Raw genomic sequence first — 25,300 nt, forward strand, 5'->3', positions numbered from 1 at the left:
GCGTATGTGCCTGTGCGAGGTTATCTGATGAGACGCTACATAGTGGCTGTTGCCATTTTGGCAGCAACCGTGCTGCCGAGTTTGTCCTATGCCGAAAGGCGGGGCGAAGACAGATCTGTTGAGTTGGTTACACGTAACGAGTTGCCAACACAGAATTTCCGCGATTACCTGAAGCTGTTCAAGCCACGTAAAACGCCGGAGAAACTCGAAGTTTCTTATACCAAGGGGTGGCTGGATCAGCAGCCAAAGGCGACCGGAGATGAAGATTTCCGCTGCCTGGCGGAAGCGCTGTATTTCGAAGCGCGCGGTGAAAGCGTGCGTGGACAGTTTGCCGTAGCCGAGGTCATCAAGAACCGCGTTGAAAGCGACCGCTTCCCGGATTCGCTGTGTGGTGTGATCAAGCAAGGGACCGGCAAGCGGTACCAGTGTCAGTTCACCTATACCTGCGACGGTCACAAAGAGGTCATCAATGAGAAGCGCGCGTACGAGCGTGTCGCCAAGGTCGCCCGTGCGGCGATAGACGGTGTAGCCGAAGAGATGACGGCGGGTGCCACGCATTATCATACCAAGGCGGTCCGCCCGTCATGGTCGCGGGTTTACAAGGAAACTGCGCGGATTGGTGTGCATATTTTCTACAAGCACAACTATCGCACTGCCAGCAACTGATTGACGCACCAGCGCTGGAAGGGTGCTGGCACCAAGCGTTTTACCATCTATGTTGCGAGCCAGGAGGCTCGCAATGACCATATCACGCCGACAATTTCTGCAATCGACCCTGGCCTTGTCGATGATTCCACGCGTGGCGATGGCATCTGCCGCCGAACTTGTGGCACAGACTTCCATCCAGCAGATCGCGCCCCAAGGGTATCCGGAAACTCCGGTCTGGAGTTACAGCGGCGGTGTTCCGGGTAGCGAAATCCGTGTTCCACAGGGCGCCCGGTTGCGTCGCAAGCTTGTTAACATGCTGCCCCAACCAACGACTGTTCACTGGCATGGCATCCGCATCGACAATGCGATGGATGGAGTGCCCGGGCTGACACAGGAGGTCGTGCAGCCAAACGCCAGCTTTGACTATGATTTCGTGGTGCCGGATGCGGGAACCTATTGGTATCACGCGCACAACCAGTCGGTAGAACAGGTCGCACGCGGGCTTTATGGCCCTTTGATCGTCGAAGAAGCCAGCGGTCCGGATGTCGATCAGGACCTGACCTTGATGCTGGACGATTGGCGCCTTGACCCCGAAAGCGCAGAGATATCAGGCGACTTCGACAATGGTCATGATCTCAGCCATGCGGGCCGACTGGGCAACCTTGTTACGGCGAACGGAAAGTTCGACCCTTCTTATCCGGTTCAGGCATCGGAACGGCTGCGACTGCGGTTGATCAACGCGGCGAATGCCCGGATATTCGACGTCGCGCTCGATGGGCTTGCAGGCTGGATCGTGGCGCTTGACGGTATGCCGCTTGACGCACCCTTGCGGGTTGAGAACAGTTTCCCATTGGCACCTGCGCAGCGGGCCGACGTGATCGTTGATGTTTTGGCGGGGTCTGGCCAGACGGCAAGCATCGTCAGCGTGGAACGGGATGGAGCCTACGGGCTGGTCAAGTTTGACGTGTCCGGGATATCGGCTCGGGTTGCCGGGGCTGGGATTGATCCGTTACCGGCAAATCTGATGCCCGAAGTTGCAGCACAGAACACGCCGCTGCATCGGATGATCATGCAGGGCGGGGCCATGCGCTGGCTGGAAAGCGCCAGCTTGGGGGGTGCCGAGCTTTCGGGCCGCGAGTTGGCGCAGCTTGGGCGTTTCTGGGCATTGAACGGATATGCGGAACGACCAGAGGACCCGTTTTTGGATGCGCGATTGGGATCGGTTCATCGGATTGAATTCGCCAATGAAACCGCGTTCGCGCACGCGATGCATCTGCACGGTCACCATTTCCGACTGATCCTTCAGGACGGTACGCTGGGGCCGTGGCGCGATACCGTGCTGGTCGAGCGGGGGCAGGTTCGGCAGGTGGCGCTTGTCGCCGACAATCCGGGTGACTGGCTGTTGCATTGTCACATGCTGGGTCATGCGGCATCGGGTATGATGAGCTGGTTTCGGGTCACTTAACGCCGCATTCGATAGCTGGAAAGGCGTTTGTTACGGTGCTATACGCCCGCGAAACGCCTAAAGTGGGCCGATCAGTCCACCGAGTCCGAGAAGGTCCGACGCATGAGCTCTGAAATTCGCCTCGCCTTTGCGCATCCGTCCGAACGGTCCGAGGCCACTGCGCCTTGCGGTCCGCTGGATCGCATCTCGTTGCGGGATCACATCGTTGAGGTCGAGATCGGCGCGTTTCAGGCCGAGCGCGGCACGACGCAACGGATCTGTTTCAACATCGTGGTCGAGGTGCGCCCGCTGAGCGACCCCATCGACGATGATGTGGATCGCATCCTGTCTTATGACCGGGTGACCGAGGCCATCGCGTTTGAATTGGCCGCTGAACGTCTGAACCTGCTGGAGACATTGGCAGATCGCGTGGCAGAGCGGATTTTGCTTGAGCCTCAGGCTGTAAGAGCCTTTGTAAGAATAGAAAAATTGGATCGTGGTCCGGGTGCGTTGGGCGTTGAAATCGTTCGCGGAAAGGATGGCGCACATCATGATGTGGCCGAAGAAGAGCGGCCTCATCCACGGCTTGTGTTCCTGTCGAACAATGCGATTGCTTCGGACAATCTGACCGGCTGGATTGATCAGCTTGAGAACCGCCAGCGTCCGTTAATCCTGTGTGTCGGTGCCTCGGATATGGTGGTCCCGCAGACCGGTCACGCGATGACGCAGCGTCGGATCGATCTGCTGGCAATAGAACAAAACGCTTGGGTTCTGGCCGCAAGAGACCATCGTTGTGTGGTTGTTTCGACGCGGACCGAGCTGGATTGGGCGATGAAGAACGGCCAGATTTGCGTCTGGGCCCCGTCCAAGATCGTGCTGGATGCGGTGGATGGTCCGTCGGCGGCGCCTTCGGATGCGGTGGCACTGGCGGCGTGGTTCGCGGCAACCTTTGAGGCCAGCGAGATGCTGGTGATCGGTGGAGATTTGCCCGAGGCCCCGAAAACGCCATTGCGTGCGGTTCCCGTGGAGCAGGCGCAACTGTGACCGTCTATTACCGCCCATTGGTGCAGCACGGTAGCTTTCGACCTGAAGGCGCAATGTCTCTGGCGGGTCAGAGTTTGTGGTTTACGCAAGCCGAGAAGATCGAGCGCGGTCGGAGCACACAGATCGTCGATGCGGTTGAAATCCCCGAAGAACAACTGGACCGGCTGACCCTCCCACGGGCTGCAATCGCAGGGCTGGATACGGCGCAGCCGCAGATCATGGGCATTCTGAATGCAACGCCGGACAGTTTTTCGGATGGCGGGCTGCACAACTCGGTCGCGGCTGCGCGGGCTGCCGCCGCCGATATGGTGGCGCATGGCGCAAGCATTCTGGACATTGGCGGAGAATCCACGCGCCCCGGCGCTGATTTCGTGCCGGAAGACGAAGAGATTGCCCGCACGCGTCCACTGATCGAAGCGATCCGTGCCGAGACGGAAGCGCTGATCTCGATCGACACCCGCAAGGCCAGCGTTGCCAAAGCGGCGCATCAGGCAGGGGCGGGGCTGATCAATGATGTCTCGGGCTTCACGTTCGATCCGCAGCTTGCACCGTTTTGCGCGCAGATTGGGGCTCCGATCTGTGTGATGCATATGCAGGGCGACCCGGCTACGATGCAGGATGATCCGTACTACGATCATGTCCTGCTGGACGTTTATGATTTTCTCGACGGGCAAATTGCGCATCTCGAGGCGCTGGGGTTGAGCCGCGATCTGATCATCGTCGATCCGGGCATCGGGTTTGGCAAGAATCTGGATCACAACCTGATCTTGCTGCGCAATCTCAGCCTGTTTCATGGTCTGGGTTGCCCGATCCTGTTGGGTGTCTCGCGTAAGGGGTTTATCGGACAGATCGGCAAAGAGCCGCGCAAAGATGCCCGTGCGCCGGGTTCGATCGCTGTCGCTCTGGCGGGAATATCACAGGGCGCGCAGATTGTACGGGTACATGACGTGGCCGAGACGGCTCAGGCCTTGCGTCTGTGGGCCGCCGTCCGTTAATCCGGGCACAAGAAATTTTCAGGAGAATGACTTATGCGCAAGCTGTTTGGAACCGACGGGGTGCGGGGCACCGCCAACACGCACCCGATGACGGCGGAAATGGCTTTGCGGATCGGAGCGGCGGTCGGCCGGTATTTCCGCCGCGATGCGTCCGGCGTGCACCGGGTTGTGATTGGCAAGGATACGAGGCTCTCGGGTTATATGCTGGAAAATGCGCTGACGGCGGGGTTGACCTCGACCGGTATGAACGTGCTGCTTCTGGGGCCGGTGCCGACCCCTGCGGTCGGGTTGATGACCCGGTCGATGCGGGCGGATCTGGGCGTGATGATTTCAGCCAGCCACAATCCTGCGATCGACAACGGGATCAAGTTCTTTGGGCCGGATGGATTCAAGCTGTCCGATCAGGCCGAAATAGAAATCGAACAGCTGATCGAAGAGGGTGTGAGCCCCGCGCAGGCGCAGAATATCGGCCGTGCGCGCCGGGTGGACGATGCGCGGTTTCGTTATGGCGAGCGGGTGAAATCCTCGCTGCCGCGCAATCTGCGGCTGGACGGACTGAAGGTTGTGGTCGATTGCGCCAATGGTGCGGCACACCGGACCGCGCCCGAGGTTCTTTGGGAGTTGGGCGCAGATGTGATCCCAATCGGGATCGCACCTGACGGCAAGAATATCAACCTTGGCTGCGGCTCCACGCAGCCCATGGTTGCTGCGGAAACGGTTGTGGCGCATGGCGCGGATGTGGGAATTTGTCTGGATGGCGACGCGGACCGTGTGGTGGTGATTGACGAAACCGGAAAGGTTGCTGATGGGGATCAGCTGATGGCCTTGCTGGCGAGTGCGTGGTCCAAGGCGGATCGGCTCAAAGGCGGCGCGCTGGTGGCGACTGTGATGTCGAATCTGGGGCTGGAACGGCATCTGACCGGGCAAGGGCTGCGGTTGGAGCGCACCGCCGTTGGCGACCGCTATGTCGTCGAACGGATGCGCGAAGGCGGTTTTAATCTGGGTGGCGAGCAGTCGGGTCATATCGTGATGAGCGATTATGCCACCACAGGTGACGGTTTGATGGCCGGTCTGCATTTCCTGGCCGAGATGGTGCAATCCGAAAGGAAAGCCTCTGAGCTATCGCGCCAGTTCGACACCGTACCGCAATTGCTGAAAAATGTGAGGTTCACAGCCGGGCAGGTTCCGCTGGAGGCCGCCTCCGTCAAGTCCGCTATTTCCGAGGCTGAGGCGCGGTTGAACGGGCAGGGGCGGTTGTTGATCCGTAAGTCGGGAACCGAGCCACTGATCCGTGTCATGGCCGAATGCGAGGACGCCGCGCTGCTGAATCAGGTGGTCGACGGGATCGTGGCTGAGGTCGAGGCGGTAACCGGTTAACGCCCGATCAGCATCTTGCGCAGGCTGAACCACTGGCTGATCGCCAGACCGGCCAGGATCATTACCAGCGCAATGTAAAAGCGCACTGGCAGGGCCTCGGACAGAATCCAGGCTCCGAAGACCATTGACCAGATGGGCACCTGATAGTTCACCAGCGTCATGAACACCGACCCGGCGCTGCGGATGATGGAAACCCGCAGCAACGTGGCGAACGCGGTCGGGATCAGGCCCAATGTGATGATCGCGAGGCCGGGGCGGGTGCCTTCCCAGACGGGTACTCCTTCGGTCATCAGCATGATGGGCAACAGGATGACGGCTCCGACGACAAGAGTCAGCGCCGATAGCGTGACCGGGTCGATTGGCGGGCAGCGGCGGGTAAAAATCGAGGCGCTGGAATAGCAGAATGCAGCCCCGATACAGGCCAACTGCGCCAGCGGTTCGGCCCCCTGACCCAATTGCGCAAGACCAGGTCCGATCAGTACGAGCGCACCCGAAAAGCCCAACGACACACCGACCAGACGGCGCAGATTCATCGGTTCGTCCGAGAAGAAATGCGCCAGAGGCAGCACCATCAGCGGAATCGACGCCATCGACAGCCCCGCAAAAGCTGAGGGCACATATTGCTGACCCCAACTGAGCAGAACGAAAGGCAGCGCGGTCGAAAGAACGCCGATAATGATGATCGCAATCCAAAGAGCGATATTTCCGCCGGGCAGTTTTCGGCCCGTGGCGCGCATCAACAGCAGCAGTGTAACCGCGCCAAGCGTCGTGCGTGCGGTTGCGACTGTCACCGGGCCATAGCCTTCAAGCGCTATGGCAACGACCATAAACGTAGCGCCCCAGATCAGGCCAAGAGCAATGACGCCGCTCCAGTCGCGGTAATCGGGTTGTTGAACCATTCCATCCCCTTATCCCGCGAATCCGGAAGTGTCACGCGCTGATCTTGACTTATTGTTAGTTGTCACTTACCGTAAGTAATGACTTACCAAGATGTGTTTTCCGCCTTGGGTGATTCCACCCGCCGACAGGTCTTTGAAGCCTTGGCCGATCGCCCCAGGGCCGTTGGTGATCTGGCTGCCAGCCTGCCCGTGAGCCGACCGGCGGTCTCGCAACATCTGAAAGTTCTGTCCGATGCCGGGCTCGTGGTTTGCCGGTCCGAGGGCACGCGCCGGATCTATGCCGCCCGACCCGAAGGATTGATCGAGATGCGCGCATGGGTCGAGCGTTATTGGTCGAATATTCTGGAGAGCTTCGCCGTTGAGGTGGCCGAAGGATAAAGCCTATGAGCGATCCAATCATCAAGTCAGTTGTCGTGAATGCCCGACCGGACCGGGCTTTTGACGTTTTCGTCCATCGGATCGCCGATTGGTGGCCTTTGGATGGGCACGCCGTTTCTGCCTCGCAAGGTCAGCCCGCGCTGGCGGTCGTGATCGAACCCCGGGTTGGCGGCGCAGTGTATGAGACAATGTTTGATGGCGCACGCACGGATTGGGGTGAGGTGTTGGCCTTCGAAGAGGGCAGGTCTCTGGCATTCAGCTGGCACCCCGGTGCGAACAAGGACCGTTCTACCCGGGTCGAGGTGGAGTTCCAGGCCCTTGGCGCCGATCAAACCAAAGTGACACTGACTCATAGAGGCTGGGAGATCTGGGCGGCTGAGGCGACAGATAAGCGCACCGGATACGATAGCGGCTGGGACCACGTTCTGGCCGAATGCTACCGGAGGGCTGTTGCCTACTGAAAAGGGCGACCACGAGGGCCGCCCTTTCGCTGACAGAAATCAGGTTTAGTTCTTTTCTTTGTCGACCATTTTGCCGGCCGAAATCCAAGGCATCATGCCACGCAGTTTCGCACCGGTTTCCTCGATCATATGCTCGTCATTGGCACGGCGCGACGCTTTGATTGTCGGTTGGCCGACGGCATTTTCCAGCATGAAGTCGCGAACGAATTTACCCTGCTGGATGTCGTTCAGAACCTCTTTCATACGCGCTTTGGTCTCGTCGTATTTCAGGATACGCGGGCCGGTGACGTACTGGCCGTACTCGGCGGTGTTCGAGATCGAGTAATCCATGTTGGCGATGCCGCCTTCATAGATCAGGTCAACGATCAGCTTAACTTCGTGCAGACACTCGAAGTAAGCCATTTCGGGCGCGTAGCCAGCTTCGACCAGAGTTTCAAAGCCGCAACGGATCAGCTCGACCAGACCGCCGCACAGCACGGCCTGCTCACCGAACAGGTCGGTTTCGCATTCTTCGCGGAAGTTGGTTTCAATGATGCCCGAGCGGCCGCCACCGATGGCCGAGCAGTAGGACAGGCCGATTTCCAGCGCTTTGCCGGTTGCGTCATTGTCGACAGCAACAAGGCAGGGCACGCCGCCGCCTTTGGTGTATTCGCCGCGCACGGTGTGGCCGGGGCCTTTGGGGGCCATCATGATGACGTCGACGCCTTCTTTCGGCTCGATCAGGCCGAAATGCACGTTCAGGCCGTGGGCAAATGCGATGGCCGCGCCGGGCTTGATGTTGTCGTGGACGTATTTCTTGTAGGTCTCGGCCTGCAGCTCGTCGGGCATGGTGAACATGATGACGTCGCACCAAGCGGCGGCTTCAGCGATGCCCATCACTTCCAAACCTTCCGCTTCGGCTTTCTTCGCCGAAGGCGAGCCTTCGCGCAGAGCGATAACAAGGTTCTTGGCACCCGAATCGCGTAGGTTCAGCGCGTGGGCGTGGCCCTGCGAGCCGTAGCCCAGAATGGCAACTTTTTTGTCTTTGATCAGGTTGATGTCGCAATCGCGATCATAATAGACGCGCATTTCGCCGGTCCTTTCTGTTTCGATTGCGGTGGTTCTATCTCGAGCTTTCGCTATTGGCGATAGGGTTGGGATTGAGTATTTGAAAAAATGGTGAAGAATAATTCTTCAAAACAATAAAAGACGAAAAAATCATGCTTGATGACATCGATCGACGTATTCTGCGCCATTTCCAGGCCGAACCAAGCCTGACAACGGCGGAATTGGCCGAGCGCTGCAGGATCGGTCAAGGCGTGTGCTGGCGCCGGATCGAGAAGATGCAGGCCGCAGGGATTATCGAAGGGCAGGAGGCCGTGGTCGATTGGGCGGCGCTTGGTTATGCGGTCGAGGTATCGCTGCGGGTGACGCTGGACAAGACGCAGGCGCGGGCCTTTGACGACTTTACCGCCGCCGCCCGTGAAGTCGCCGAGGTGATCGAGATCCAGACCTTTCTGGGTCGCGTGGACGTGCGTCTTTCCGTTCTGGCGCGAGATATGGGGCACTACCAGCAGGTGTATCGTGACCGCATTCTGACACTGCCTCATATCGCGGACATTGAGGCTCTGATGCATATAGCGCGGGTCAAGAGGGATGAGGTGTTGCCGATATGATCGAACTGGATGAGATCGACCGGAAAATTCTACGTGCTCTGACACAGGACGCGACCCAAAGTGCCGGGGCTTTGGGCCGCAAATTCGGATTGTCTCAGCCGGCCACATGGCGCCGTATCCGGCGGATGGAAGATGCAGGAGTGATCAAGGGGCGGCGGTTGCGGCTGAATGCCGAGGCTCTTGGCTTTGGAGTAACCGTTTTTCTGGGGGTGAAGCTGGCGCGCAAAGGGCAGGTCAGTCTAGAGGATTTCGAACGCGCGGTGAGTGCCATCCCCGAGGTGCAAACAGTCGAGCATGTTCTGGGCCTATACGATTATCGCCTGCGCGTCGTCGCGCGCGATCTGTCCGATTTCGAACGGGTTTTACGACGCCGTATCATGACCTTACCAGGCGCAGGTGATGTCGAAGCCAACGTGCTGCTGAGCGAGGAACGTCTGCCGGGACCGATCGGCTGATCCGTGTCAGTATCTGGTGCGAATGCGGAATCCGGGGTGATGCGTCATGCGGGCAAAGGTCATCGGTTGGCCGTTTTTCCACGTGGTTCGTTCAAGTTGAATCATTGACGTGCCGGTTGTGGTACCCATGAACTCGGCCAGACGGCTATCGGCGGAAATGGCGCAAAACGCGATTTCTGCCTCGGTAAACGGTGCGGCGTTCAGCAACCACTCATGCGGGCCGCTTTTGTTGAGATCGGCATGTTCGACTTCGGGAACGGTGTCGATGTTGATCCAGCGTTCTTCAAGTTGGAAGGGGCGGTTATCTGCGTAATGCATACATATCACGTGCAGCACGCGGGCATCGGGTTCGACATCCAGTTGCGAGGTCAACCAGCCGGGGCTGTGGACCACTTTCCGTTCGACCAGAGCATAGCGATAAGCCGAGTTCTGGTTTTCGACCGCCTGACGCGCCAGCGAGATTTCAAGCTTGGCTTGTTTGCGCGGCTCTTTCTTGACCCGCGTTCCGCTTTTACGCTTGCGCTCGACAAAGCCTTGCTCGGCCAGTTCACGCAACGCCCGATTGACGGTGGCGCGGGCGCAATTGAACTCTTCCGCCAGTTGGGTTTCGGTCGGCAGAAGCGAGCCCTGCGGCCAGATGCGGGCTTCAATCCGCCGTTTAACTTCGTCCCGGACGATTTGAAAGTTAATCCGCTTTTGCGTTGTCACGAGTTGAAATATCCATTCATGTTCTAAGTGAGCGTATCTGGTCAGAAACACGTCAGAGTGTAAAGATTAGGTGACACTGTTTGGCGTCATTTCATCCATTTGTTGCATGGGGAAATTCAAAACAAAACCGGCGGTTGCGGTTTACCTCGGGTCAATTGATGAGATCGGTTTGATACTTTACCCGATCCTGACGAAGGTGCAGAAACGGTGGAGTCACAGGAAAGGATCAAAGATGCCCGCATTGCTAGAAACCATCGATCCAGACGGTCTGGAAGAATTCTCGGTTGTCTTCACAGACCGGTCGCTGAATCACATGTCTGCGAGCTTTCAACAGGTAATGCGAGACATTTCAGGGATGCTGCGTGAGGTATACAACGCTGATGGCGTTGCGGTTATTCCCGGTGGCGGCACCTATGGGATGGAGGCCGTAGCCCGGCAATTTGCGCGCGGTGCCGATGTTCTGGTGGTGCGCAACGGCTGGTTTTCTTACCGGTGGAGCCAGATTATCGAATCTGGTGCTCTGACATCCTCGACCACGGTACTCAAAGCGCGTGAGACAGGAAATGCCAGCCCCTCGCCGTTCGCGCCTGCACCAATTGATGAGGTTGTGGCGACAATCAAAGAGAACCGCCCGGATATTGTCTTTGCACCGCATGTTGAGACTGCGGCCGGAGTGATTCTGCCGGAGGAGTACGTGACGGCGATGGCCGCCGCGGCGCATGAGGTGGGTGCGTTGATGGTGCTGGATTGTATCGCCTCAGGCTGTGCGTGGGTCGATATGAAGGCGACCGGCGTCGACGTGCTGATTTCGGCCCCGCAAAAGGGCTGGAGCGCGACACCCTGCGCTGGTCTTGTGATGCTGTCCGAACGGGCCGAGGCGCGGCTGGCCGAGACCACATCGGACAGTTTCGCCATCGATCTCAAGAAGTGGCGTCAGATCATGCAGGCCTATGAGAATGGGGGCCATGCCTACCACGCCACCATGCCTACGGATTCCCTGCGTGCTTTCCGCGATACGATGGCCGAAACCCGGGATTATGGTTTCGAAAAGCTGCGCGCGGCACAGTGGGCTTTGGGCGATGGTGTGCGGGCATACTTGAAGGATAAGGGCGTCATGTCCGTTGCGGCAGATGGTTTCGGCGCGCCGGGCGTCGTGGTCAGCTACACAGCAGACCCCGAGATTCAGAACGGTAAGAAGTTCGCGGCGCTTGGAATGCAGATTGCAGCGGGTGTGCCCTTGCAATGTGATGAGCCCGAAGGGTTCAGCACCTTCCGCCTGGGCCTGTTCGGCCTCGATAAGCTGTATGATGTTGATGGCACCATCGCGCGTTTGAAGCGGGTTCTGGATCAGGTGCTTTGACCGGGTGGCGGGACGAAGCCCGCCCTGCGTTTATCGAACGCCGAGGCCCATCTGCATCAGCGTCTTGCGCACCGGCGGCAGAGAATAGAGCGCGTTCAGCCCCATCGCGCGGGCATCGCGCAAGGGTCGCGCCTCGATCATCGAGGCGCGGTTCAGCAGGTCGATGCCTTTGACGCGTAGTTCGATTTCGGTATGACGGGCCCTGTGATAAGCGTCGAGCATCTGTGCATCGCCCAGCCCGTCAGGACGCGCTTGTGCCAGTTCCAACAGGGTGCGCAGGTCGCCCAGCGACATGTTTAGCCCTTGCGCCCCGATTGGCGGCACGACATGCGCGGCCTCGGCCATCAGCGCGATGCGCTCGCCCGAAAGGCGTTCCGCCGATTGGCTGATGATCGGCCAGATCGTCCGGCGCGAGGCCAGTTTCAACGGTCCAAACAACCCGCACGAACGTTCGGTCATTGCGGCCTCGAAAGCTTCATCCTCAAGGGTGAGCAACTCAACCGCACGCGGGCCACGCTCCATCCAGACGATGGCTGAAGAGGGCTGACCCTGCCAATCCGGCAGGGGAACCAGAGTGAAAGGCCCGCCCGAACGGTGGATTTCGGTCGATACATTGTCATGCGGAATCGGATGCGTGACCGCAAAAGCCAACGCTTTCTGGCCATAGCGTGTGGTATGGATGTTGATCCTGGCAGCCTCGCGCATCGGAGAGCTACGCCCGTCGGCGGCAACCACCAGTTTACAGTGGACGCGGCTGCCATCGCTCAGGCCGACGCGCGCCTCGGCCGTTCGGGTGAAAAGGCTGACGGTGCCGGTGCCGGGGCGAAAATCGACATTGGGCAATTCGGCCAGCCGAGCCACCATTTCACGCCGTAGCAGCCAGTTGGGCAGGTTCCAGCCAAAGGGGCGGTCCGAAATATCGGCGGCGTTGAAATCGCGCACCACACGCGGCTCGGGCACATCGCCGCCCGCATCCACGATGCGCATGACCTGCAGGGGGGCGGCATGGGCATCCAGCCGGTGCCACAGACCGCATTGTTCCAGCAAGCTGTGCGCTGGCTGCAGAAACGCCGTGGTGCGAAGGTCTGATCCGGCCGCATCCCGTTCGGTTATCGGTGGGGTGGGGTCTACGCAGATCACGTCGAACCCGGCGGCTCCGAAGGCTGCGGCGGCGGTCAGTCCGGCGATGCCGCCGCCGGAAATCAGGATGTCACACTTGTCAGCCATGGTACGCGCCTTTCCAATCTTGCGCAGAACCTAGTGCCGATGCATGGCAAGCGCCAAGTGACATCCTGTCTCGTTTCTTAACCGCGAGAGATCAGGATGAGGATCAGGAACATCACCGGGACCATCATGACAGCGGGAATATAGAGCCCCGGAAGGCCGAACAGCATTACTGAACAGCCCCACATGCTGGCAATGGCGGCTGCGGTATAATACCAGTCGTCGGCCGTACCATTGGCCGCGTCTCGGGCCATCCAGCCAAACAAGGGTACTGCAAACAACAGGCGCTGCCAGATGGGCAGGCGGCGGGGCATCTCGATCGCGCTCATGGGGGTCTCCGTTCCGTTCGTCACTGCGGCGCATATAGGTGAGTCGTTGCAGCGCTGGCAGATGCAGATCGTCGCAGTGCGACATTCAGACCAGGCGCGAAAGAAAGGCGGTCAGATCGTCGGTGTGGTGGTGAATGTGATCGGCCTCGTGCGGGTCCGGCGCAACGTGAACGGTGCGCATTCCCATCTCATGCGGGGCGGCCAGATTGCGGGGATCATCCTCGAACATGGCGGCCTGTCGTGTCCGGATACCGTCTTGGGCGAAGATCGCCTCGAACGCGGCTTTTTCGGGCTTGGGGCGATAGCCCGCATGTTCAACGCCATAAATCGCATCGAACAGACCGGAGAGCCCGCGCGCGGCCAGAACCCGCTCGGCATAAGGCGCGCTGCCATTGGTATAGACGATGCGCCGGCCGGGCAGGGCCCGGATATAGTCGGCAAGCTCTGCATCCGGTTCCATATGGCTCATGTCAACCTGATGCACTGCGTGCAGATACGGATCGGGGTCCAGATCGTGTTCGGCCATCAGGCCCGCAAGCGTGGTGCCGTATTCCCGCCAGTAATGCGAGCGCAGCCGGTCCGCCTCGGTCCGATCCACGCCAATGGCTTGCACCACGTAATCTGTCATCAGCACCTCGATCTGATCGAATAGGCGCATCTGCGGCGGGTAGAGCGTGTTGTCGAGGTCGAACACCCATTGGGTGACGTGCGAGAAGGCAGGTTTCACCATGCCTTGGGTTTAGGGCGATAGTTCCGTGTTTTCAATGCCGCTCTTGATCGCGGGGGCGTGAGACGGCTAGACATGTCCGAACGAGGAGACCTGACAGCCGATGCCCCAATCCAAACAATCCAATACGGATGCCTATAGCCTGATACTCGAAGCGATCGACGTCGGCGTTTACAAGCCCGGCGACCGGCTGGTGGAAAGCGAACTGGCCGAGCGGTTTGGAGTCTCGCGCACCCCGATCCGCGAGGCGTTGCAGCGGCTTGAAACTCAATCTCTGCTGGAACGCGACGGGCGGTCGTTGATTGTGGCGTCGCTGGACCATAACCAGATGGCAGAGCTTTATGTTGTGCGGCGCGAACTGGAGGGGCTGGCGGCGCGGCTGGCGGCCAGGCACGCGACGGAAGAGGAAGTCCGTGTGCTGCAGGAAATGGTTGCCGCCGATGACGCGCTGGTGGGTGATCCTCCGGCTTTGTCACGCGCCAACCGGCGGTTTCACGAGCAGATTCATCTGGCCTCGCACAACCGTTATCTGGTGCAGCAACTGGATCTGGTGCATCGAACCATGGCGTTGATGGCGACCACATCTCTTGCGGCCGAGGGCCGGGGTGAGATTGCGCAGGGTGAACACAAGGGCATTGTCGAAGCCATCGCCGCGCGCGACGAGGAGGGCGCGGCGCGGGCCTTGCAGGACCATATCTCGGTCGCGTTCATGACCCGATTGAAGCAGGATGCGATACGGCGCGAGAAATAACCGGGCTTAAACCTCCTCGGCCGCATGGCCGTGCTGGGTTTTGTCCCAGAAGAAGGGCTTTACCGCCAGTTCCCACAGCCCTTTATAGGCTGCGAGAACGCCCAGTGGATAATAAAGTAACATCGTCGGCACCCACGGCATCAGGAACCGTCTGTTGCCCGCTATGACCCCAAGCAGGCCGACCAGAAGATTGGCGACTTCTGCGGTGAGAAACAGATAGACACAACCCCTAAGAAACTCTGGCGTCATAATGTGTTGAAACGGGTGTGGCAGGTCCAGAAAGATCAGCCAGAAGACCCATAGCACCGGGGCGAAAAGGAACTGCCCGAGCGTCCCGAGAAAAAAAGCCTGAAGTCCGAGAAATCGGAGCGGCCCAAGATCATGCAGCAGCCGCAGCGGGGCGCGCATATGCACCAGATAAGTGACCATGAACCCCTTCAGCCAGCGCGAGCGTTGCTTGACCCAGGGCCACGCACGAAAATTGGCTTCTTCATAGGTGGCGGTGTTCACGATTTCGGTCCGGTACCCGGCCCGGCAAAGGCGCACGCCCAGATCGGCGTCCTCGGTGACGTTATGGGCATCCCATCCGCCCAGCTCGACCAGTTTATCGCGGCGGAAGAAAAACGTTGTGCCACCCAACGGCACCACGAGGCCCAGCCGGGCGATACCCTTGAGGATGACCCGGAACCAGCCACTGTATTCGATGGTGAAACAGCGTGAGCGCCAGTTGGTTCGCGGGTTGTAGTAGTCCAGAACGCCTTGCAGACAAACGACATCCTCGGGGGCGGCCGCAAAGTGACGGGCTACGGTTTCGATCTGGTCGGGCAGGGGGGCGTCTTCGGCATCCCAGACACCCAGAATCTCGCCCCGGCAGAAATCCAGCGCATAGTTCATGGCGCGGGGCTTGGTGGTCAACTTGCCGAGTTTCGGCACCTCAAGCGCGCGTATCCAACTGGGAAGTTCGACGTCACGCAAAGCCGCTTTGGTAACATCATCCTGTTCCTCTAGCACCAGAATGACATCCAGGAGTGCCTTTGGGTAGGTCAGCCGCTGCAGACGCGCGATCAGAACTTCGGCGATCTCTTTTTCTTTATAAAGCGGCACCAGAACAGACACGCAGGGCAGGCGGATTGGTTCTGCCGCAACAGAGCGGGACTTGCGCGGGGCCAGATAAGCAACAAGGCCCGAGAGGCGGAGAAGCAGGAACAGTGCAAGCGTTGCAAGTGTTGTCCACAGCAAGACGGTCAGTCCCTGCATCGGAAAGCTCGCGAACAGGGTCATCAGCAGCAGGGCCGCTGCGATGGGCCTGACCCGCGCGATTGCCGTCCAGTTGCGGCAGCTCTGCTGTGCCTCGACCCGCGTTTCGGCTGCCTGCGCCAGTTCAGCGGCAAAGTGGCTGGCAATGGCGGCATCAATCTGTTCGGTTCCGGCCAGAACCGGCAGGATGGTATAGCCTGTGTCGCTCAGCGCGTCCGAGACCGTATCAAACCTGTCCGGTCTCGCCGTTGCGATCAGCAGGATCGGCCCAACCCGCATCCACGGCAGAACGTTATGTTTCAGCCAGAACTCCACCGGTTTGAGGGCGCAGAGCTCGGCAGTTGGCGGGGTTTGCTCCAGATCGGCAATTTGCAGGCCCGTCTGATCGGATAGTGCCGATAGAACGTCGCCTCGGCTGGCCCAACCTTCACCGATCAGTATTTCACCCAGAGGAGCATTCTGGCGCGCCTGCATTCGCAGGGCGCGTTGCAATTGTGGTTCGGAGATCACCCCCCGATCCCGCAGGCAGGCACCTAGAGGTTTGCGAGAGTGGGGCCCAGGCACCGGTTTCGCCGGTATCTGACGCTGGAGATTCAATTCAACCATGAAAAAACCCTGCCGCAAGTCACAAACGGCAGGGTTGCTCAAACAGGGTTAACGCGCGGTTAACTCAGTCAAATCGCACTTAGGCCTGTGCTTTTTGCTCAGCCATAGCGGTCGCAAAGCGTTCGAACAGGTAGAAACTGTCTTGCGGGCCGGGCGAGGCTTCGGGGTGGTATTGCACAGAATAGACCGGCCGATCTGTCATGCGGATGCCGCAATTTGATCCGTCAAATAGCGACCGGTGCGTTTCGATCACGCCTTCGGGCAGTGATTGCGCGTCGACCGCGAAGCCGTGGTTCATCGAAGTGATCTCGACCTTACCAGTGTCCAGATCCTTGACCGGGTGGTTGGCGCCGTGGTGACCGTGGTTCATCTTGACCGTTTTCCCGCCAAGTGCCAGCGCCAGCATCTGGTGCCCAAGGCAAATGCCAAAGACGGGCAGATCGGTGGTTTCAAGCACTTCTTTGATCATTGGCACCGCGTATTCACCGGTTGCCGCCGGATCACCGGGTCCGTTCGACAGGAACACGCCATCCGGTTCATGTGCCAGCACCTCAGCAGCGGTTGCTGTTGCGGGCAGTACGGTCACATCGCAGCCGGCCGAGGCGAGACAGCGGAGAATGTTACGCTTGGCGCCGAAGTCCAGCGCGACGACCTTGTGCACCGGGGCTTCCTGCCGCTGGTAACCGTCAGGCCAGGCCCAGCGCATTTCGTCCCAGCGATAGCTTTGGGCGCAGGTCACGTCCTTGGCGAGGTCCATACCTTCAAGCCCTGCAAAACCGCGCGCGGCGGCAATCAGGGCTTCAATGTCAAAGTTGCCCTCGGGATCGTGGGCGAGCGCAACATGCGGTGCGCCCTGCTGGCGGATTGCGCGGGTCAGACGGCGGGTATCGATACCACCGATCGCAATACGCCCGCGCCGCGCCAGCCAGATTTTCAACTCTTCGGCGGACCGCCAGTTCGAGGGCTCGGTCGGGTCCCATTTGACGACCATGCCAGCCGCCACCGGATCACTGGTTTCATCATCTTCCGGGTTCACGCCGACATTGCCCACATGCGGGAAGGTGAAGGTCACAATCTGGCCCGCATAAGAGGGGTCGGTCATGATCTCCTGATAGCCGGTCATGGCGGTGTTGAAGCAGAGTTCCGCAACCGTCTGACCGGTTGCGCCAAAGCCGTTGCCGTAGAACAGCGTTCCATCGGCCAATGCCAGACATGCGGTGGGCTTGGACGGGGCGTTCGGGGCCATGGCGCGACTCTCCTGCAAGGTAAACCGGCGCATACCTAAGGGGGTTGAACGCTGTGGTCAAGCCTGTTCAAATTTTGGGCTATTGTTATAAATCAATGCGTTAGCTGTATTCACTGCCTGTTGTGCCTGCCTTTTTGTTTCGATATGGTCAGGGTTCCTTTGCCATGGGGATGGACAGACCATATGGATATGCGATCACGGGTGAACTCTGCCCTGAAGCAAGCAATGAAAGACAAAGAGGCCGAGCGCCTGTCGACATTGCGCCTGATCAATGCAGCGATCAAAGACCGGGATATCGCGACGCGCGGCTCTGGCAACGAAGAGGCCAAAGGGTGCGGCGATGCTGAGGTTCTTGAAATTCTTGGAAAAATGACCAAACAGCGTAAGGAAAGCGCGCGTGCCTATGAAGAGGGCGGACGGCTGGATCTGGCCGAGCGCGAACTGCGCGAGGTCGCGGTGATTGAGGAATTCCTGCCCAAGCAGCTGGATGACGATGAGGTCAGCAAGGCCATTCAGACCGCCATTACTGCCACGGGCGCGGGGTCGATCCGCGATATGGGCAAGGTGATGGGTGAACTGAAGACCCGCTATACCGGCCAGATGGATTTCGGCAAGGTTGGCCCGATGGTAAAAGACCACCTCTGCGGGGCTTCGAACGGCGGCTGATTATCAGGACTCGCGCAGTTTGCGGGTCAGATCGTCAAAAAGAGTGATCCGCTCTTCCTCAGAGAGAAACGATCCGATCTCGACTTCTCGCCCGTCGCCGATCAGGGTGACGTAATGCGGCACCGGGCCGCCGCGCGTGCGCATTTCGGGGCGGGCCCAATATCGATTGCAGGACCATTCCCGATCACCGTTGCGCGGATCGTGATGCACGAGGCGGGCCTGTGTTTTGTTCAGGGTCAGCACTTCGGAAACGCTGCGGGCGCGATAGTTCATTTCGAACGCCAGCCACAGGCCCAGGACGGTGATCAGCAGGAACGGCAACAAAGCCCACAGCAAAGCGGACCCAAGGACTGCGATCAGGGGCATGAGGCCAAACAGGAACAAGGCCAGAATAACGCCCATCGCGCCGCGAGGCGGCAGCGAATTATGCGGCCAAAGGCGCAACTCCTGTTCGGACTCCGAGGTTTGCTTCCAACGATAGGGCATAGCTGAAAACTAGCGCAGCGGCTGCTGAAATCGAAGCGCTAAATCTCAGACCACATGGCCCACACGGACCCAGGACAGGGCATCATCCAACCTGTCATCCCCCCAAAATACCTCACCCCGGACAACAAAGCTTGGTGCGCCGAAAACGCCCAGCTGGATTGCGACGTCGGTCTCGGCCTCAAGCGCTGCGGTGATGTCCGGGCTACGGGCGCGGGACAGGGTCAGGCGCGGGTCCTGCTGGCATCGGTGCAAGGCTTCGGACACGGCGTTCTCGCTACCGGCCTCGATGCCGTCTTCGAACCAGATCCGGTAGAGGTTTTCCGTGAATGACTTACCCCAGCCATCCTGCATCCCCAGCAGCGCCACCTGATTGGCGAGCGCAAGATCCGAGATTGGATAGGGTGCCGGCAGTTTGGCGTGGATATGGTACTTGGCGGCGCGCCGTTCGATGTCACGCCACATATAGGCCGACTTTACCGGTTTGCCCGCAAAGGGGATGTTCTGCTGTTCTGACATCACCGTGCGCACATTGAACGGGCGCCATGTCACCGTCGCATCGTTTTTATCGCACCACTCTTCCAGACGCATGATCGTCAGAAAGCTGTATGTGCTGCCAATAGAGAACCAAAAATCGATTTCGGGCATCTGGAACCTCCGGTTTGCCGGATGAGTTGCTCGAAGCAGAATAGCCTATTTTTGTCGTTCTGGCGACTTAGTCAGTGTTTTGCTTTACCAAAGGAGCGTCTCGACAAAGAAAAAACCCCGCCGTCAGAGGCGGGGTTTTCTTTGATTTACTTGCAGGATCAGTGGGCGTGGCCCTTATCCCAGTCCTCCTGCTTAGGCAGTTGCTCGAACGTGTGTTCGGGCGGCGGCGAGGGCAGGGTCCATTCCAGCGTGTCCGCGTATTCGTTCCAGTAGTTGTTCTGGGTGATACGCGCGCCACGCAGCAGGGCGTAGATCACGATTCCGAAGAACAGCAGGAACGAGGCGAAGGAAATGAACGCACCGATCGACGAGACAAAGTTCCACTGCGCAAATGCCTCGGGGTAGTCGATGTAGCGACGTGGCATACCCTGACGGCCCAGGAAGTGCTGCGGGAAGAAGGTCAGGTTGGCGCCGATGAAGAACAGCCAGAAGTGAACCTTGCCCCAGAATTCCGAGTACTGACGACCGGTCATCTTGCCAAAGTAGAAGTAGACACCGGCAAAGATTGCAAAGACGGCACCCAAGCTCATCACATAGTGGAAGTGCGCCACCACGTAGTATGTGTCGTGATAGGCGCGGTCGATACCCGCCTGGCTCAACACAACGCCGGTCACACCACCAACGGTGAACAGGAACAGGAAGCCGAAGGCAAACAGCATCGGCGTCTTGAACTCGATGGAACCGCCCCACATGGTTGCGATCCACGAGAAGACCTTAACGCCCGTCGGAACCGCGATGACCATGGTGGCCAGCATGAAGTAGGCCTGCTGACGCAGTGACATGCCAACGGTGTACATGTGGTGCGCCCAAACGACGAAGCCCAGAACGCCAATCGCGATGATCGCCCAAACCATCGGCAGGTAACCGAAGATCGGTTTGCGTGCGAAGGTCGCAATCACGTGGCTGATGATGCCAAAGCCGGGCAGGATCACGATGTACACTTCCGGGTGGCCGAAGAACCACAGGATGTGCTGATACAGGATCGGATCGCCGCCACCGGCCGGATCAAAGAAGGTGAAGCCAAAGTTGCGATCCATCAGCAACATGGTGATTGCGCCCGCCAGAACAGGCAGCGACAGCAGAATCAGCCACGAGGTGACGAAGATCGACCAGCTGAACAGCGGCACCTTGAACAGGGTCATGCCCGGGGCACGCATGTTCAGGAAGGTGGTGATCATGTTGATCGCGCCGAGGATCGAGGAGGCGCCCGATACGTGCACGGCAAAGATTGCGAGGTCCATGGACATGCCGCCCTCGGTCGTGGACAGCGGCGGATAGAGCACCCAACCAACGCCCGAGCCGAGCTGGTCGTTACCACCGGGGCTGAGCAGCGAGGCCACACCCAGAGACGTGCCTGCGACGTACAGCCAGAAGGACAGGTTGTTCATCCGCGGGAACGCCATATCCGGCGCGCCGATCTGTAACGGCATGAAATAGTTGCCAAATCCACCGAACAGGGCAGGAATGACCACGAAGAACATCATCAGAACACCGTGATAGGTGATCATCACGTTCCACAGGTGTCCATTCGGTGTACACGGGTCGGCCATGAAGCCTTCGAGGCACATGTACTGAACACCGGGGTGCATCAGCTCGAGCCGCATATAGATGGTCATCAGTACCGAAATAAACCCGGCCAGTGCCGAGAAGATCAGGTAGAGAATCCCGATATCCTTGTGGTTGGTCGACATGAACCAGCGGGTAAAGAACCCGCGCTGGTCTTCATGATCGTGACCATGAATGGCTGCGTCTGCCATTAGGTGCCTCCTGTTGCAACTGCACCGCGCAGCCGGACCTCTCCAACGCGCGGGATTCCTGCTGGTTTTAGAATGCGAGGGGGCGACCTTCAATGGCCGAGTTTGATCTGGATCAAGAATAATTGTCGCGGGCAGGGGGCTGCGCGCGGGAATTTGACCTTGGATGCGGCGTATCTGGGGACTGCACCCGTGATTTCAAGGGGGACGGGGGAAACCCGCTTGACCCGCCCTGGGGGCCGGATCAGAACAGAAGGGACGTTCCAAACCCGGAGGCCCGAGATGACCGCCTATGATCCCGAAAACATCTTCGCCAAGATTCTGCGCGGAGAGATTCCGTCGAACCGCGTCTACGAAGATGAAGATACCGTCGCCCTGATGGATATCATGCCTCGGTCGGATGGGCATCTGTTGGTCATCCCGAAGACGCCGTGCCGCAACATGCTGGACGCGTCGCCGGAACAGCTGGCGGCGGTGATGGCGACAGTGCAGAAAATGGCGCGGGCCGTGAAGGTCGCCTTTGACGCGGATGGGGTAACGGTTCAGCAGTTCAACGAAGCCGCAGGCGGGCAGGAAGTATTCCACCTGCATGTCCACGTCCTGCCGCGCCACGAGGGCGCTTCGATGCGGCCGCCGGGCAAGATGGGAGATTTCGATCTGATTGCTGAGCATGGAGAGAAAATCCGGGCTGCTCTGGCGTGACGCTAATGTGAACTCTCGCAAATGCCATGATCCCCAAATGCGTGCAGCACGGCGCAAACGTGATCGTGCTGCCCGTCGCAGGCTCTGGTGATGCGAACCAGTTCCTTTTCCAACCTCCGGAGCCGCGCGATCCGATCTCTCAGATCCGATAACTGCCGTTCTGCAATGTCGTGGGCCCTGTTCAGATCGTCCCCGTGCGCACCTTCCAGAGTGAGCAGCGCTTCGATATCTGCGAGGGGCAAACCCAGATCGCGCGTATGGCGAATGAACCGCAGGCATCGCAATGAAGCATCGTCATAGCGGCGCTGGTTTCCGGCGGTACGTTCGGGTTCAGGCAGCAACCCTTTGTCCTCGTAGAACCGGATGGTGGGTATTTTAACCCCGGTTTGGCGGGAGAGTTCTCCGATCGAGTACATTTTCCGCAGCTTCCTCTTGAACCTCTAGTGACTAGAGGAATTACATAACATGCTGAACCAAACCAAGGGATGCATTTTACATGGCACATCAGCATTCACATTCAGGGCACGACCACCACCACGGACATATTGACCCTGAGGCCGGAGATGTCCGCGTAGCATGGGCCATCGCGGTTAACATGTTCCTGACACTGGCGCAGATTGTGGGCGGCATCTTTTCTGGGTCGCTCGCCCTGATTGCGGACGCGCTGCACAACCTTTCTGATGCGGTTGCGCTTGTTATTGCTTTCTTTGCCCGCAAGATCGCTCGACGGCCCGCTGATCCACGCATGAGTTTCGGTTATGGCCGGGCCGAAGTCGTCGCAGCGCTGATCAACTACACCACGTTGGTCCTGCTGTCGGTTTATCTGATGTATGAAGGCATAATGCGGTTCTTCGAGCCGGAGCCCGTCAATGGCTGGATCGTTGTCTGGATTGCCGCGATCGCGCTTGTGGTCGATCTGATTACCGCCGCGCTGACCTATTCCATGGCCAAGGACAGCATGAATATCCGGGCTGCGTTTCTGCACAACGTGGCCGATGCGATGGGTTCGGTCGCGGTGATTGTCGCAGGGACGGCGGTCATCTTGTTCAACTGGACCTGGGTAGACCCGGCAGTCACCATTATGATCTCGTTTTACATCCTCTGGCATGTCAAATCCGAGATTGGAGAAACCATTCGCGTGTTGATGCTGGGCGCGCCGCCGGAGTTGGACCCGGAAGAGGTTGCCTCGGCCATCGAGGGTGTCACGGGCGTCGTCGAGGTGCACCACATACATTTGTGGAGTATGCAGGAGCGTGAGCCCGCGCTTACGGCGCATCTGGTCATTTCGGCAGATGCGTGGAACCAGGCCGAAGATATCCGCGTTTCGGTCAAGCAGGCGCTGCAGGGGCGGTTTGGTCTTGGTCACGTCACGCTGGAAGTCGAAGGCAGCGGGCGTGTTTGCGCCGAAGCCGCCCGTTTTGGGCATCAGCAGGACTAGGGAGGTCTTATAAGGGTGCCTTAGACGTGAATTGCCGTTCCGATATGGGGTCGGAACGGCAGACTCGTAACCAAACACTTTCTCGGATTTCGCGGGGCAGCCCTGCGATCACCGGTTAACATACCACTCACTCTTGAACGGTAATTACATACTACGTGGTTGCAGGGCGTTTGTATCGGGTGGAGGTGAAGATTCCCTGAATTTGCCGAGAATTTGCGCGGTTTTTCGGAAACGCGGGGGCTGTTCGCGAAACAGAACGCATCAGATTCGAGGATTGTTGTGTCGCTTGAGGCGCTAACCGATTCGGAGGATCGCCCTAAACAAGCGGGTTTGTGAGCTGGCCGGCAAAGACGTCATCAAAAGTTTTTTTCAACGCAACATCCACATCAGCCATTGTCACCGGCAGGCCGAGATCGACCAGAGACGTCACCCCGTGATCCTGAATTCCGCAGGGCACAATGCCGGTGAAATGAGACAGATCAGGTTCGACATTGATCGAGATGCCATGGAAGCTGACCCATTTTCGCAGCCGAATTCCAATGGCCGCAATCTTGTCCTCGGCGATTTGCCCGGTAGCCGTCAAAGGCTTGTCATTGCGCTGCACCCAGACGCCGACGCGGCCCTCGCGAATCTCGCCGGTGATGTTGAATTCGGCGAGTGCTGCGATCACCCACGCCTCTAGCTGCTGAACGAAACGGCGCACGTCATGCCCGCGCTTGCCCACGTCCAGCATGACATAGACCACCCGCTGCCCCGGCCCATGATAGGTATACTGACCACCGCGTTTGCTTTCATGCACCGGAAAGCGGTCGGGATCGGTCAAATCCTCGCGTTTTGCCGATGTGCCGGCGGTGTACAGGGGAGGGTGTTCAAGCAGCCAGATGCATTCATCCGCCTGTCCTGCCGCAATCGCAGCAACGCGCGCCTCCATAAACGCGGTGGCCTCTTCGTAATCCGTCAGCCCGTCGGTTGTCTTCCATTCCATGTCATTCCCTTAGACCGTCTGTCCGATAGGGGAAAGGGGTCATGCTGCCTCGGCCAGACAGCGCCGCAGCACCTGAGTGTAGGTTTCCGTCCCCTGAGCACCGGTCAGCAGGTATTTGCCTCCGAATACCATCGAGGGTACGCCCGAAATTCCGCGGCTGGTCCAGAAGTTCTGTTTCTCACGCACTTTGTCGGTATGTGCACCCGACTCAAGCGCCTCATGCGCTTTGACGGTGTCCAAACCCGCTGCTTCGACAGAGGCCATCAGCACCTCGATATTCGAGACATCACGCTGCTGCGTAAAATATGCATCAAACAGCGCGAGCTTGAGTGGATGTTGGCGCCCCTGTGTTTCCGCCCAATCCAGCAGTTGATGCGCGGTAAAAGTGTTCACGATTCGACTGTCATCGTCGAAATTGAAGGTAAACCCAAGCTCGGCCCCCAGGGCTATCAGTCTTTCCCGCGCCTGTTCGCTTTGCTCCGGCGTCGAGCCGTATTTCTCAACGATATGTTCACGAAGGTTCTGCCCTTCGGGTCTCATGGCGGGGTTCAGTTCGAACGGGTGCCATCTCAGGCGTGCGAGAATGTTCTCGCGTTTCAACGCGTCATCGAGTTGGAGGAAACCAACAATACACCAAGGGCACACAACATCTGAGACGATATCGATCTGCAGAACCGGACGAGGATCGGAGGTTGTCATATGTTTTTCCTGAAACGTTGCATCGTTTTGTAAATATGGGCGCGCGACTCAAAATCAAACCGACGTGTTTTTGCCTCTTCACATCGCGCAGTTCAGCGTCTATACGCCCCTCTACCAAGTCACTGGCAGTGCGGTCGTGGCGGAATTGGTAGACGCGCAGCGTTGAGGTCGCTGTGGGGTAACACCCGTGGAAGTTCGAGTCTTCTCGACCGCACCAAGTGATTGATTTTCAACAGGTTTCTTCGCCGAATGTAACGGTAAATGGAGCCTTTTGAGATGGATGTACGGGTGCCAAAGGGCC

At 58.9% G+C, this 25,300-nt stretch carries 28 protein-coding genes and 1 tRNA gene; 15 read left to right on the forward strand and 14 right to left on the reverse strand.

Annotated features, from left to right (window positions below):
• Positions 1-27: 27 nt before the first annotated feature.
• The 5 genes from RA27_RS03070 to glmM all read left to right on the forward strand — a co-directional run bounded on the left by RA27_RS03070 (position 28) and on the right by glmM (position 5,508).
• Positions 28-666, forward strand: a complete 639-nt coding sequence (locus RA27_RS03070) for a cell wall hydrolase (RefSeq protein WP_039536890.1) — start codon at positions 28-30, stop codon at positions 664-666.
• Between the two features lie 73 nt (positions 667-739).
• Positions 740-2,113: a multicopper oxidase family protein gene (locus RA27_RS03075; RefSeq protein WP_039534872.1), complete on the forward strand. Its 1,374-nt coding sequence runs from the start codon at positions 740-742 to the stop codon at positions 2,111-2,113.
• Between the two features lie 102 nt (positions 2,114-2,215).
• On the forward strand, positions 2,216-3,136 hold the full coding sequence (locus RA27_RS03080; RefSeq protein ID WP_039534874.1) for a dihydroneopterin aldolase: 921 nt from the start codon (positions 2,216-2,218) through the stop codon (positions 3,134-3,136).
• Between the two features lie 53 nt (positions 3,137-3,189).
• Positions 3,190-4,131 carry a dihydropteroate synthase gene (gene folP, locus RA27_RS03085; protein WP_052265155.1) on the forward strand — a complete coding sequence of 314 codons (942 nt, stop codon included), beginning with the start codon at positions 3,190-3,192 and terminating at the stop codon, positions 4,129-4,131.
• Between the two features lie 33 nt (positions 4,132-4,164).
• A complete protein-coding gene (gene glmM, locus RA27_RS03090) occupies positions 4,165-5,508 on the forward strand; it encodes a phosphoglucosamine mutase (RefSeq protein WP_039534878.1) in 1,344 nt (447 codons plus the stop codon).
• Here the strand turns inward: glmM and RA27_RS03095 are convergent.
• The gene (locus RA27_RS03095) at positions 5,505-6,407 is read right to left on the reverse strand and encodes a DMT family transporter (RefSeq protein WP_039534880.1); all 903 of its coding nucleotides are present in this window, start codon (positions 6,405-6,407) and stop codon (positions 5,505-5,507) included. The two genes, glmM and RA27_RS03095, sit on opposite strands and share 4 nt — an antisense overlap.
• A gap of 78 nt (positions 6,408-6,485) precedes the next feature.
• Between RA27_RS03095 and RA27_RS03100 the strand changes: the two genes are divergently transcribed.
• Together RA27_RS03100 and RA27_RS03105 are read left to right on the forward strand one after the other, a co-directional pair.
• Positions 6,486-6,785, forward strand: a complete 300-nt coding sequence (locus tag RA27_RS03100; protein WP_039534882.1) for a metalloregulator ArsR/SmtB family transcription factor — start codon at positions 6,486-6,488, stop codon at positions 6,783-6,785.
• Between the two features lie 5 nt (positions 6,786-6,790).
• Positions 6,791-7,246: an SRPBCC family protein gene (locus RA27_RS03105; RefSeq protein ID WP_039534884.1), complete on the forward strand. Its 456-nt coding sequence runs from the start codon at positions 6,791-6,793 to the stop codon at positions 7,244-7,246.
• Positions 7,247-7,291: 45 nt separating this feature from the next.
• Here RA27_RS03105 and ilvC read toward each other — a convergent pair whose 3' ends face one another.
• Complete coding sequence (gene ilvC / locus RA27_RS03110; RefSeq protein WP_343294154.1) at positions 7,292-8,338, reverse strand: ketol-acid reductoisomerase; 1,047 nt, start codon at positions 8,336-8,338, stop codon at positions 7,292-7,294.
• A gap of 107 nt (positions 8,339-8,445) precedes the next feature.
• On the opposite strand from ilvC, the gene RA27_RS03115 reads away from it, so the two are divergent.
• Complete coding sequence (locus tag RA27_RS03115) at positions 8,446-8,901, forward strand: Lrp/AsnC family transcriptional regulator (RefSeq protein WP_039534888.1); 456 nt, start codon at positions 8,446-8,448, stop codon at positions 8,899-8,901.
• On the forward strand, positions 8,898-9,356 hold the full coding sequence (locus tag RA27_RS03120; RefSeq protein ID WP_039534890.1) for an Lrp/AsnC family transcriptional regulator: 459 nt from the start codon (positions 8,898-8,900) through the stop codon (positions 9,354-9,356). The genes RA27_RS03115 and RA27_RS03120 overlap by 4 nt, the downstream gene beginning before the upstream one ends.
• 6 nt (positions 9,357-9,362) lie before the next feature.
• On the opposite strand, the gene RA27_RS03125 is transcribed toward RA27_RS03120, so the two are convergent.
• Positions 9,363-10,064, reverse strand: a complete 702-nt coding sequence (locus RA27_RS03125; protein ID WP_152610640.1) for a GntR family transcriptional regulator — start codon at positions 10,062-10,064, stop codon at positions 9,363-9,365.
• Between the two features lie 232 nt (positions 10,065-10,296).
• Here RA27_RS03125 and RA27_RS03130 point away from each other — a divergent pair, with 232 nt between their 5' ends.
• Positions 10,297-11,424: an aminotransferase class V-fold PLP-dependent enzyme gene (locus RA27_RS03130; RefSeq protein ID WP_039536893.1), complete on the forward strand. Its 1,128-nt coding sequence runs from the start codon at positions 10,297-10,299 to the stop codon at positions 11,422-11,424.
• Between the two features lie 30 nt (positions 11,425-11,454).
• On the opposite strand, the gene RA27_RS03135 is transcribed toward RA27_RS03130, so the two are convergent.
• From RA27_RS03135 to RA27_RS03145, 3 genes are all read right to left on the reverse strand, one after another.
• Complete coding sequence (locus RA27_RS03135) at positions 11,455-12,651, reverse strand: UbiH/UbiF family hydroxylase (RefSeq protein WP_039534893.1); 1,197 nt, start codon at positions 12,649-12,651, stop codon at positions 11,455-11,457.
• Between the two features lie 77 nt (positions 12,652-12,728).
• Positions 12,729-12,977: a hypothetical protein gene (locus RA27_RS03140; protein WP_039534894.1), complete on the reverse strand. Its 249-nt coding sequence runs from the start codon at positions 12,975-12,977 to the stop codon at positions 12,729-12,731.
• A gap of 85 nt (positions 12,978-13,062) precedes the next feature.
• Entirely contained in the window at positions 13,063-13,707 is a 645-nt protein-coding gene (locus tag RA27_RS03145; protein WP_039534895.1) for a pyrimidine 5'-nucleotidase, read from the reverse strand.
• 100 nt (positions 13,708-13,807) lie between these two features.
• On the opposite strand from RA27_RS03145, the gene RA27_RS03150 reads away from it, so the two are divergent.
• Positions 13,808-14,455: a GntR family transcriptional regulator gene (locus RA27_RS03150; RefSeq protein ID WP_039534896.1), complete on the forward strand. Its 648-nt coding sequence runs from the start codon at positions 13,808-13,810 to the stop codon at positions 14,453-14,455.
• A gap of 6 nt (positions 14,456-14,461) precedes the next feature.
• Here RA27_RS03150 and RA27_RS03155 read toward each other — a convergent pair whose 3' ends face one another.
• Both RA27_RS03155 and carA read right to left on the reverse strand, forming a co-directional pair.
• Complete coding sequence (locus tag RA27_RS03155; protein WP_343294146.1) at positions 14,462-16,222, reverse strand: glycosyltransferase family 2 protein; 1,761 nt, start codon at positions 16,220-16,222, stop codon at positions 14,462-14,464.
• Between the two features lie 175 nt (positions 16,223-16,397).
• Positions 16,398-17,564, reverse strand: a complete 1,167-nt coding sequence (gene carA / locus RA27_RS03160; RefSeq protein ID WP_039534899.1) for a glutamine-hydrolyzing carbamoyl-phosphate synthase small subunit — start codon at positions 17,562-17,564, stop codon at positions 16,398-16,400.
• Between the two features lie 183 nt (positions 17,565-17,747).
• Between carA and RA27_RS03165 the strand changes: the two genes are divergently transcribed.
• Positions 17,748-18,230 carry a GatB/YqeY domain-containing protein gene (locus RA27_RS03165; protein WP_039534901.1) on the forward strand — a complete coding sequence of 161 codons (483 nt, stop codon included), beginning with the start codon at positions 17,748-17,750 and terminating at the stop codon, positions 18,228-18,230.
• Positions 18,231-18,233: 3 nt separating this feature from the next.
• Here the strand turns inward: RA27_RS03165 and RA27_RS03170 are convergent, their stop codons facing one another.
• From RA27_RS03170 to ctaD, 3 genes are all read right to left on the reverse strand, one after another.
• Positions 18,234-18,716 (reverse strand): DUF2244 domain-containing protein, encoded by a 483-nt coding sequence (locus RA27_RS03170; protein ID WP_039534902.1) that lies wholly within the window; start codon positions 18,714-18,716, stop codon positions 18,234-18,236.
• Between the two features lie 45 nt (positions 18,717-18,761).
• Positions 18,762-19,361, reverse strand: a complete 600-nt coding sequence (locus tag RA27_RS03175; protein ID WP_039534904.1) for a 2-hydroxychromene-2-carboxylate isomerase — start codon at positions 19,359-19,361, stop codon at positions 18,762-18,764.
• 158 nt (positions 19,362-19,519) lie between these two features.
• Positions 19,520-21,178 carry a cytochrome c oxidase subunit I gene (gene ctaD, locus RA27_RS03180; protein ID WP_039534907.1) on the reverse strand — a complete coding sequence of 553 codons (1,659 nt, stop codon included), beginning with the start codon at positions 21,176-21,178 and terminating at the stop codon, positions 19,520-19,522.
• Positions 21,179-21,457: 279 nt separating this feature from the next.
• Between ctaD and RA27_RS03185 the strand changes: the two genes are divergently transcribed.
• The gene (locus RA27_RS03185; protein WP_039534909.1) at positions 21,458-21,877 is read left to right on the forward strand and encodes an HIT family protein; all 420 of its coding nucleotides are present in this window, start codon (positions 21,458-21,460) and stop codon (positions 21,875-21,877) included.
• Positions 21,878-21,879: 2 nt separating this feature from the next.
• Here RA27_RS03185 and RA27_RS03190 read toward each other — a convergent pair whose 3' ends face one another.
• Complete coding sequence (locus tag RA27_RS03190; RefSeq protein WP_039534910.1) at positions 21,880-22,293, reverse strand: helix-turn-helix domain-containing protein; 414 nt, start codon at positions 22,291-22,293, stop codon at positions 21,880-21,882.
• A gap of 80 nt (positions 22,294-22,373) precedes the next feature.
• On the opposite strand from RA27_RS03190, the gene RA27_RS03195 reads away from it, so the two are divergent.
• Complete coding sequence (locus RA27_RS03195) at positions 22,374-23,315, forward strand: cation diffusion facilitator family transporter (RefSeq protein ID WP_039534912.1); 942 nt, start codon at positions 22,374-22,376, stop codon at positions 23,313-23,315.
• Positions 23,316-23,631: 316 nt separating this feature from the next.
• Here the strand turns inward: RA27_RS03195 and lipB are convergent, their stop codons facing one another.
• Both lipB and RA27_RS03205 read right to left on the reverse strand, forming a co-directional pair.
• On the reverse strand, positions 23,632-24,300 hold the full coding sequence (gene lipB / locus RA27_RS03200) for a lipoyl(octanoyl) transferase LipB (protein WP_039534914.1): 669 nt from the start codon (positions 24,298-24,300) through the stop codon (positions 23,632-23,634).
• 39 nt (positions 24,301-24,339) lie between these two features.
• Positions 24,340-24,999, reverse strand: coding sequence for a DsbA family oxidoreductase (locus RA27_RS03205; RefSeq protein WP_039534916.1), 660 nt, complete (start codon positions 24,997-24,999; stop codon positions 24,340-24,342).
• A gap of 130 nt (positions 25,000-25,129) precedes the next feature.
• Here RA27_RS03205 and RA27_RS03210 point away from each other — a divergent pair.
• Positions 25,130-25,216, forward strand: a tRNA-Leu gene (locus RA27_RS03210).
• Positions 25,217-25,300 lie beyond the last annotated feature (84 nt).

The organism is Ruegeria sp. ANG-R, assembly GCF_000813985.1.
Classification (GTDB): domain Bacteria; phylum Pseudomonadota; class Alphaproteobacteria; order Rhodobacterales; family Rhodobacteraceae; genus Ruegeria.

What these genes read in the sequence shown, in the direction of transcription:
- RA27_RS03070 (WP_039536890.1), top strand. Translation starts at nt 28, where the DNA reads ATGAGACGCTACATAGTGGCTGTTGCCATTTTGGCAGCAACCGTGCTG.
- RA27_RS03075 (WP_039534872.1), top strand. Translation starts at nt 740, where the DNA reads ATGACCATATCACGCCGACAATTTCTGCAATCGACCCTGGCCTTGTCG.
- RA27_RS03080 (WP_039534874.1), top strand. Translation starts at nt 2,216, where the DNA reads ATGAGCTCTGAAATTCGCCTCGCCTTTGCGCATCCGTCCGAACGGTCC.
- folP (WP_052265155.1), top strand. Translation starts at nt 3,190, where the DNA reads ATGTCTCTGGCGGGTCAGAGTTTGTGGTTTACGCAAGCCGAGAAGATC.
- glmM (WP_039534878.1), top strand. Translation starts at nt 4,165, where the DNA reads ATGCGCAAGCTGTTTGGAACCGACGGGGTGCGGGGCACCGCCAACACG.
- RA27_RS03095 (WP_039534880.1), bottom strand. Translation starts at nt 6,407, where the DNA reads ATGGTTCAACAACCCGATTACCGCGACTGGAGCGGCGTCATTGCTCTT.
- RA27_RS03100 (WP_039534882.1), top strand. Translation starts at nt 6,486, where the DNA reads ATGACTTACCAAGATGTGTTTTCCGCCTTGGGTGATTCCACCCGCCGA.
- RA27_RS03105 (WP_039534884.1), top strand. Translation starts at nt 6,791, where the DNA reads ATGAGCGATCCAATCATCAAGTCAGTTGTCGTGAATGCCCGACCGGAC.
- RA27_RS03115 (WP_039534888.1), top strand. Translation starts at nt 8,446, where the DNA reads ATGCTTGATGACATCGATCGACGTATTCTGCGCCATTTCCAGGCCGAA.
- RA27_RS03120 (WP_039534890.1), top strand. Translation starts at nt 8,898, where the DNA reads ATGATCGAACTGGATGAGATCGACCGGAAAATTCTACGTGCTCTGACA.
- RA27_RS03130 (WP_039536893.1), top strand. Translation starts at nt 10,297, where the DNA reads ATGCCCGCATTGCTAGAAACCATCGATCCAGACGGTCTGGAAGAATTC.
- RA27_RS03135 (WP_039534893.1), bottom strand. Translation starts at nt 12,651, where the DNA reads ATGGCTGACAAGTGTGACATCCTGATTTCCGGCGGCGGCATCGCCGGA.
- RA27_RS03140 (WP_039534894.1), bottom strand. Translation starts at nt 12,977, where the DNA reads ATGAGCGCGATCGAGATGCCCCGCCGCCTGCCCATCTGGCAGCGCCTG.
- RA27_RS03145 (WP_039534895.1), bottom strand. Translation starts at nt 13,707, where the DNA reads ATGGTGAAACCTGCCTTCTCGCACGTCACCCAATGGGTGTTCGACCTC.
- RA27_RS03150 (WP_039534896.1), top strand. Translation starts at nt 13,808, where the DNA reads ATGCCCCAATCCAAACAATCCAATACGGATGCCTATAGCCTGATACTC.
- carA (WP_039534899.1), bottom strand. Translation starts at nt 17,564, where the DNA reads ATGGCCCCGAACGCCCCGTCCAAGCCCACCGCATGTCTGGCATTGGCC.
- RA27_RS03165 (WP_039534901.1), top strand. Translation starts at nt 17,748, where the DNA reads ATGGATATGCGATCACGGGTGAACTCTGCCCTGAAGCAAGCAATGAAA.
- RA27_RS03170 (WP_039534902.1), bottom strand. Translation starts at nt 18,716, where the DNA reads ATGCCCTATCGTTGGAAGCAAACCTCGGAGTCCGAACAGGAGTTGCGC.
- RA27_RS03175 (WP_039534904.1), bottom strand. Translation starts at nt 19,361, where the DNA reads ATGCCCGAAATCGATTTTTGGTTCTCTATTGGCAGCACATACAGCTTT.
- ctaD (WP_039534907.1), bottom strand. Translation starts at nt 21,178, where the DNA reads ATGGCAGACGCAGCCATTCATGGTCACGATCATGAAGACCAGCGCGGG.
- RA27_RS03185 (WP_039534909.1), top strand. Translation starts at nt 21,458, where the DNA reads ATGACCGCCTATGATCCCGAAAACATCTTCGCCAAGATTCTGCGCGGA.
- RA27_RS03190 (WP_039534910.1), bottom strand. Translation starts at nt 22,293, where the DNA reads ATGTACTCGATCGGAGAACTCTCCCGCCAAACCGGGGTTAAAATACCC.
- RA27_RS03195 (WP_039534912.1), top strand. Translation starts at nt 22,374, where the DNA reads ATGGCACATCAGCATTCACATTCAGGGCACGACCACCACCACGGACAT.
- lipB (WP_039534914.1), bottom strand. Translation starts at nt 24,300, where the DNA reads ATGGAATGGAAGACAACCGACGGGCTGACGGATTACGAAGAGGCCACC.
- RA27_RS03205 (WP_039534916.1), bottom strand. Translation starts at nt 24,999, where the DNA reads ATGACAACCTCCGATCCTCGTCCGGTTCTGCAGATCGATATCGTCTCA.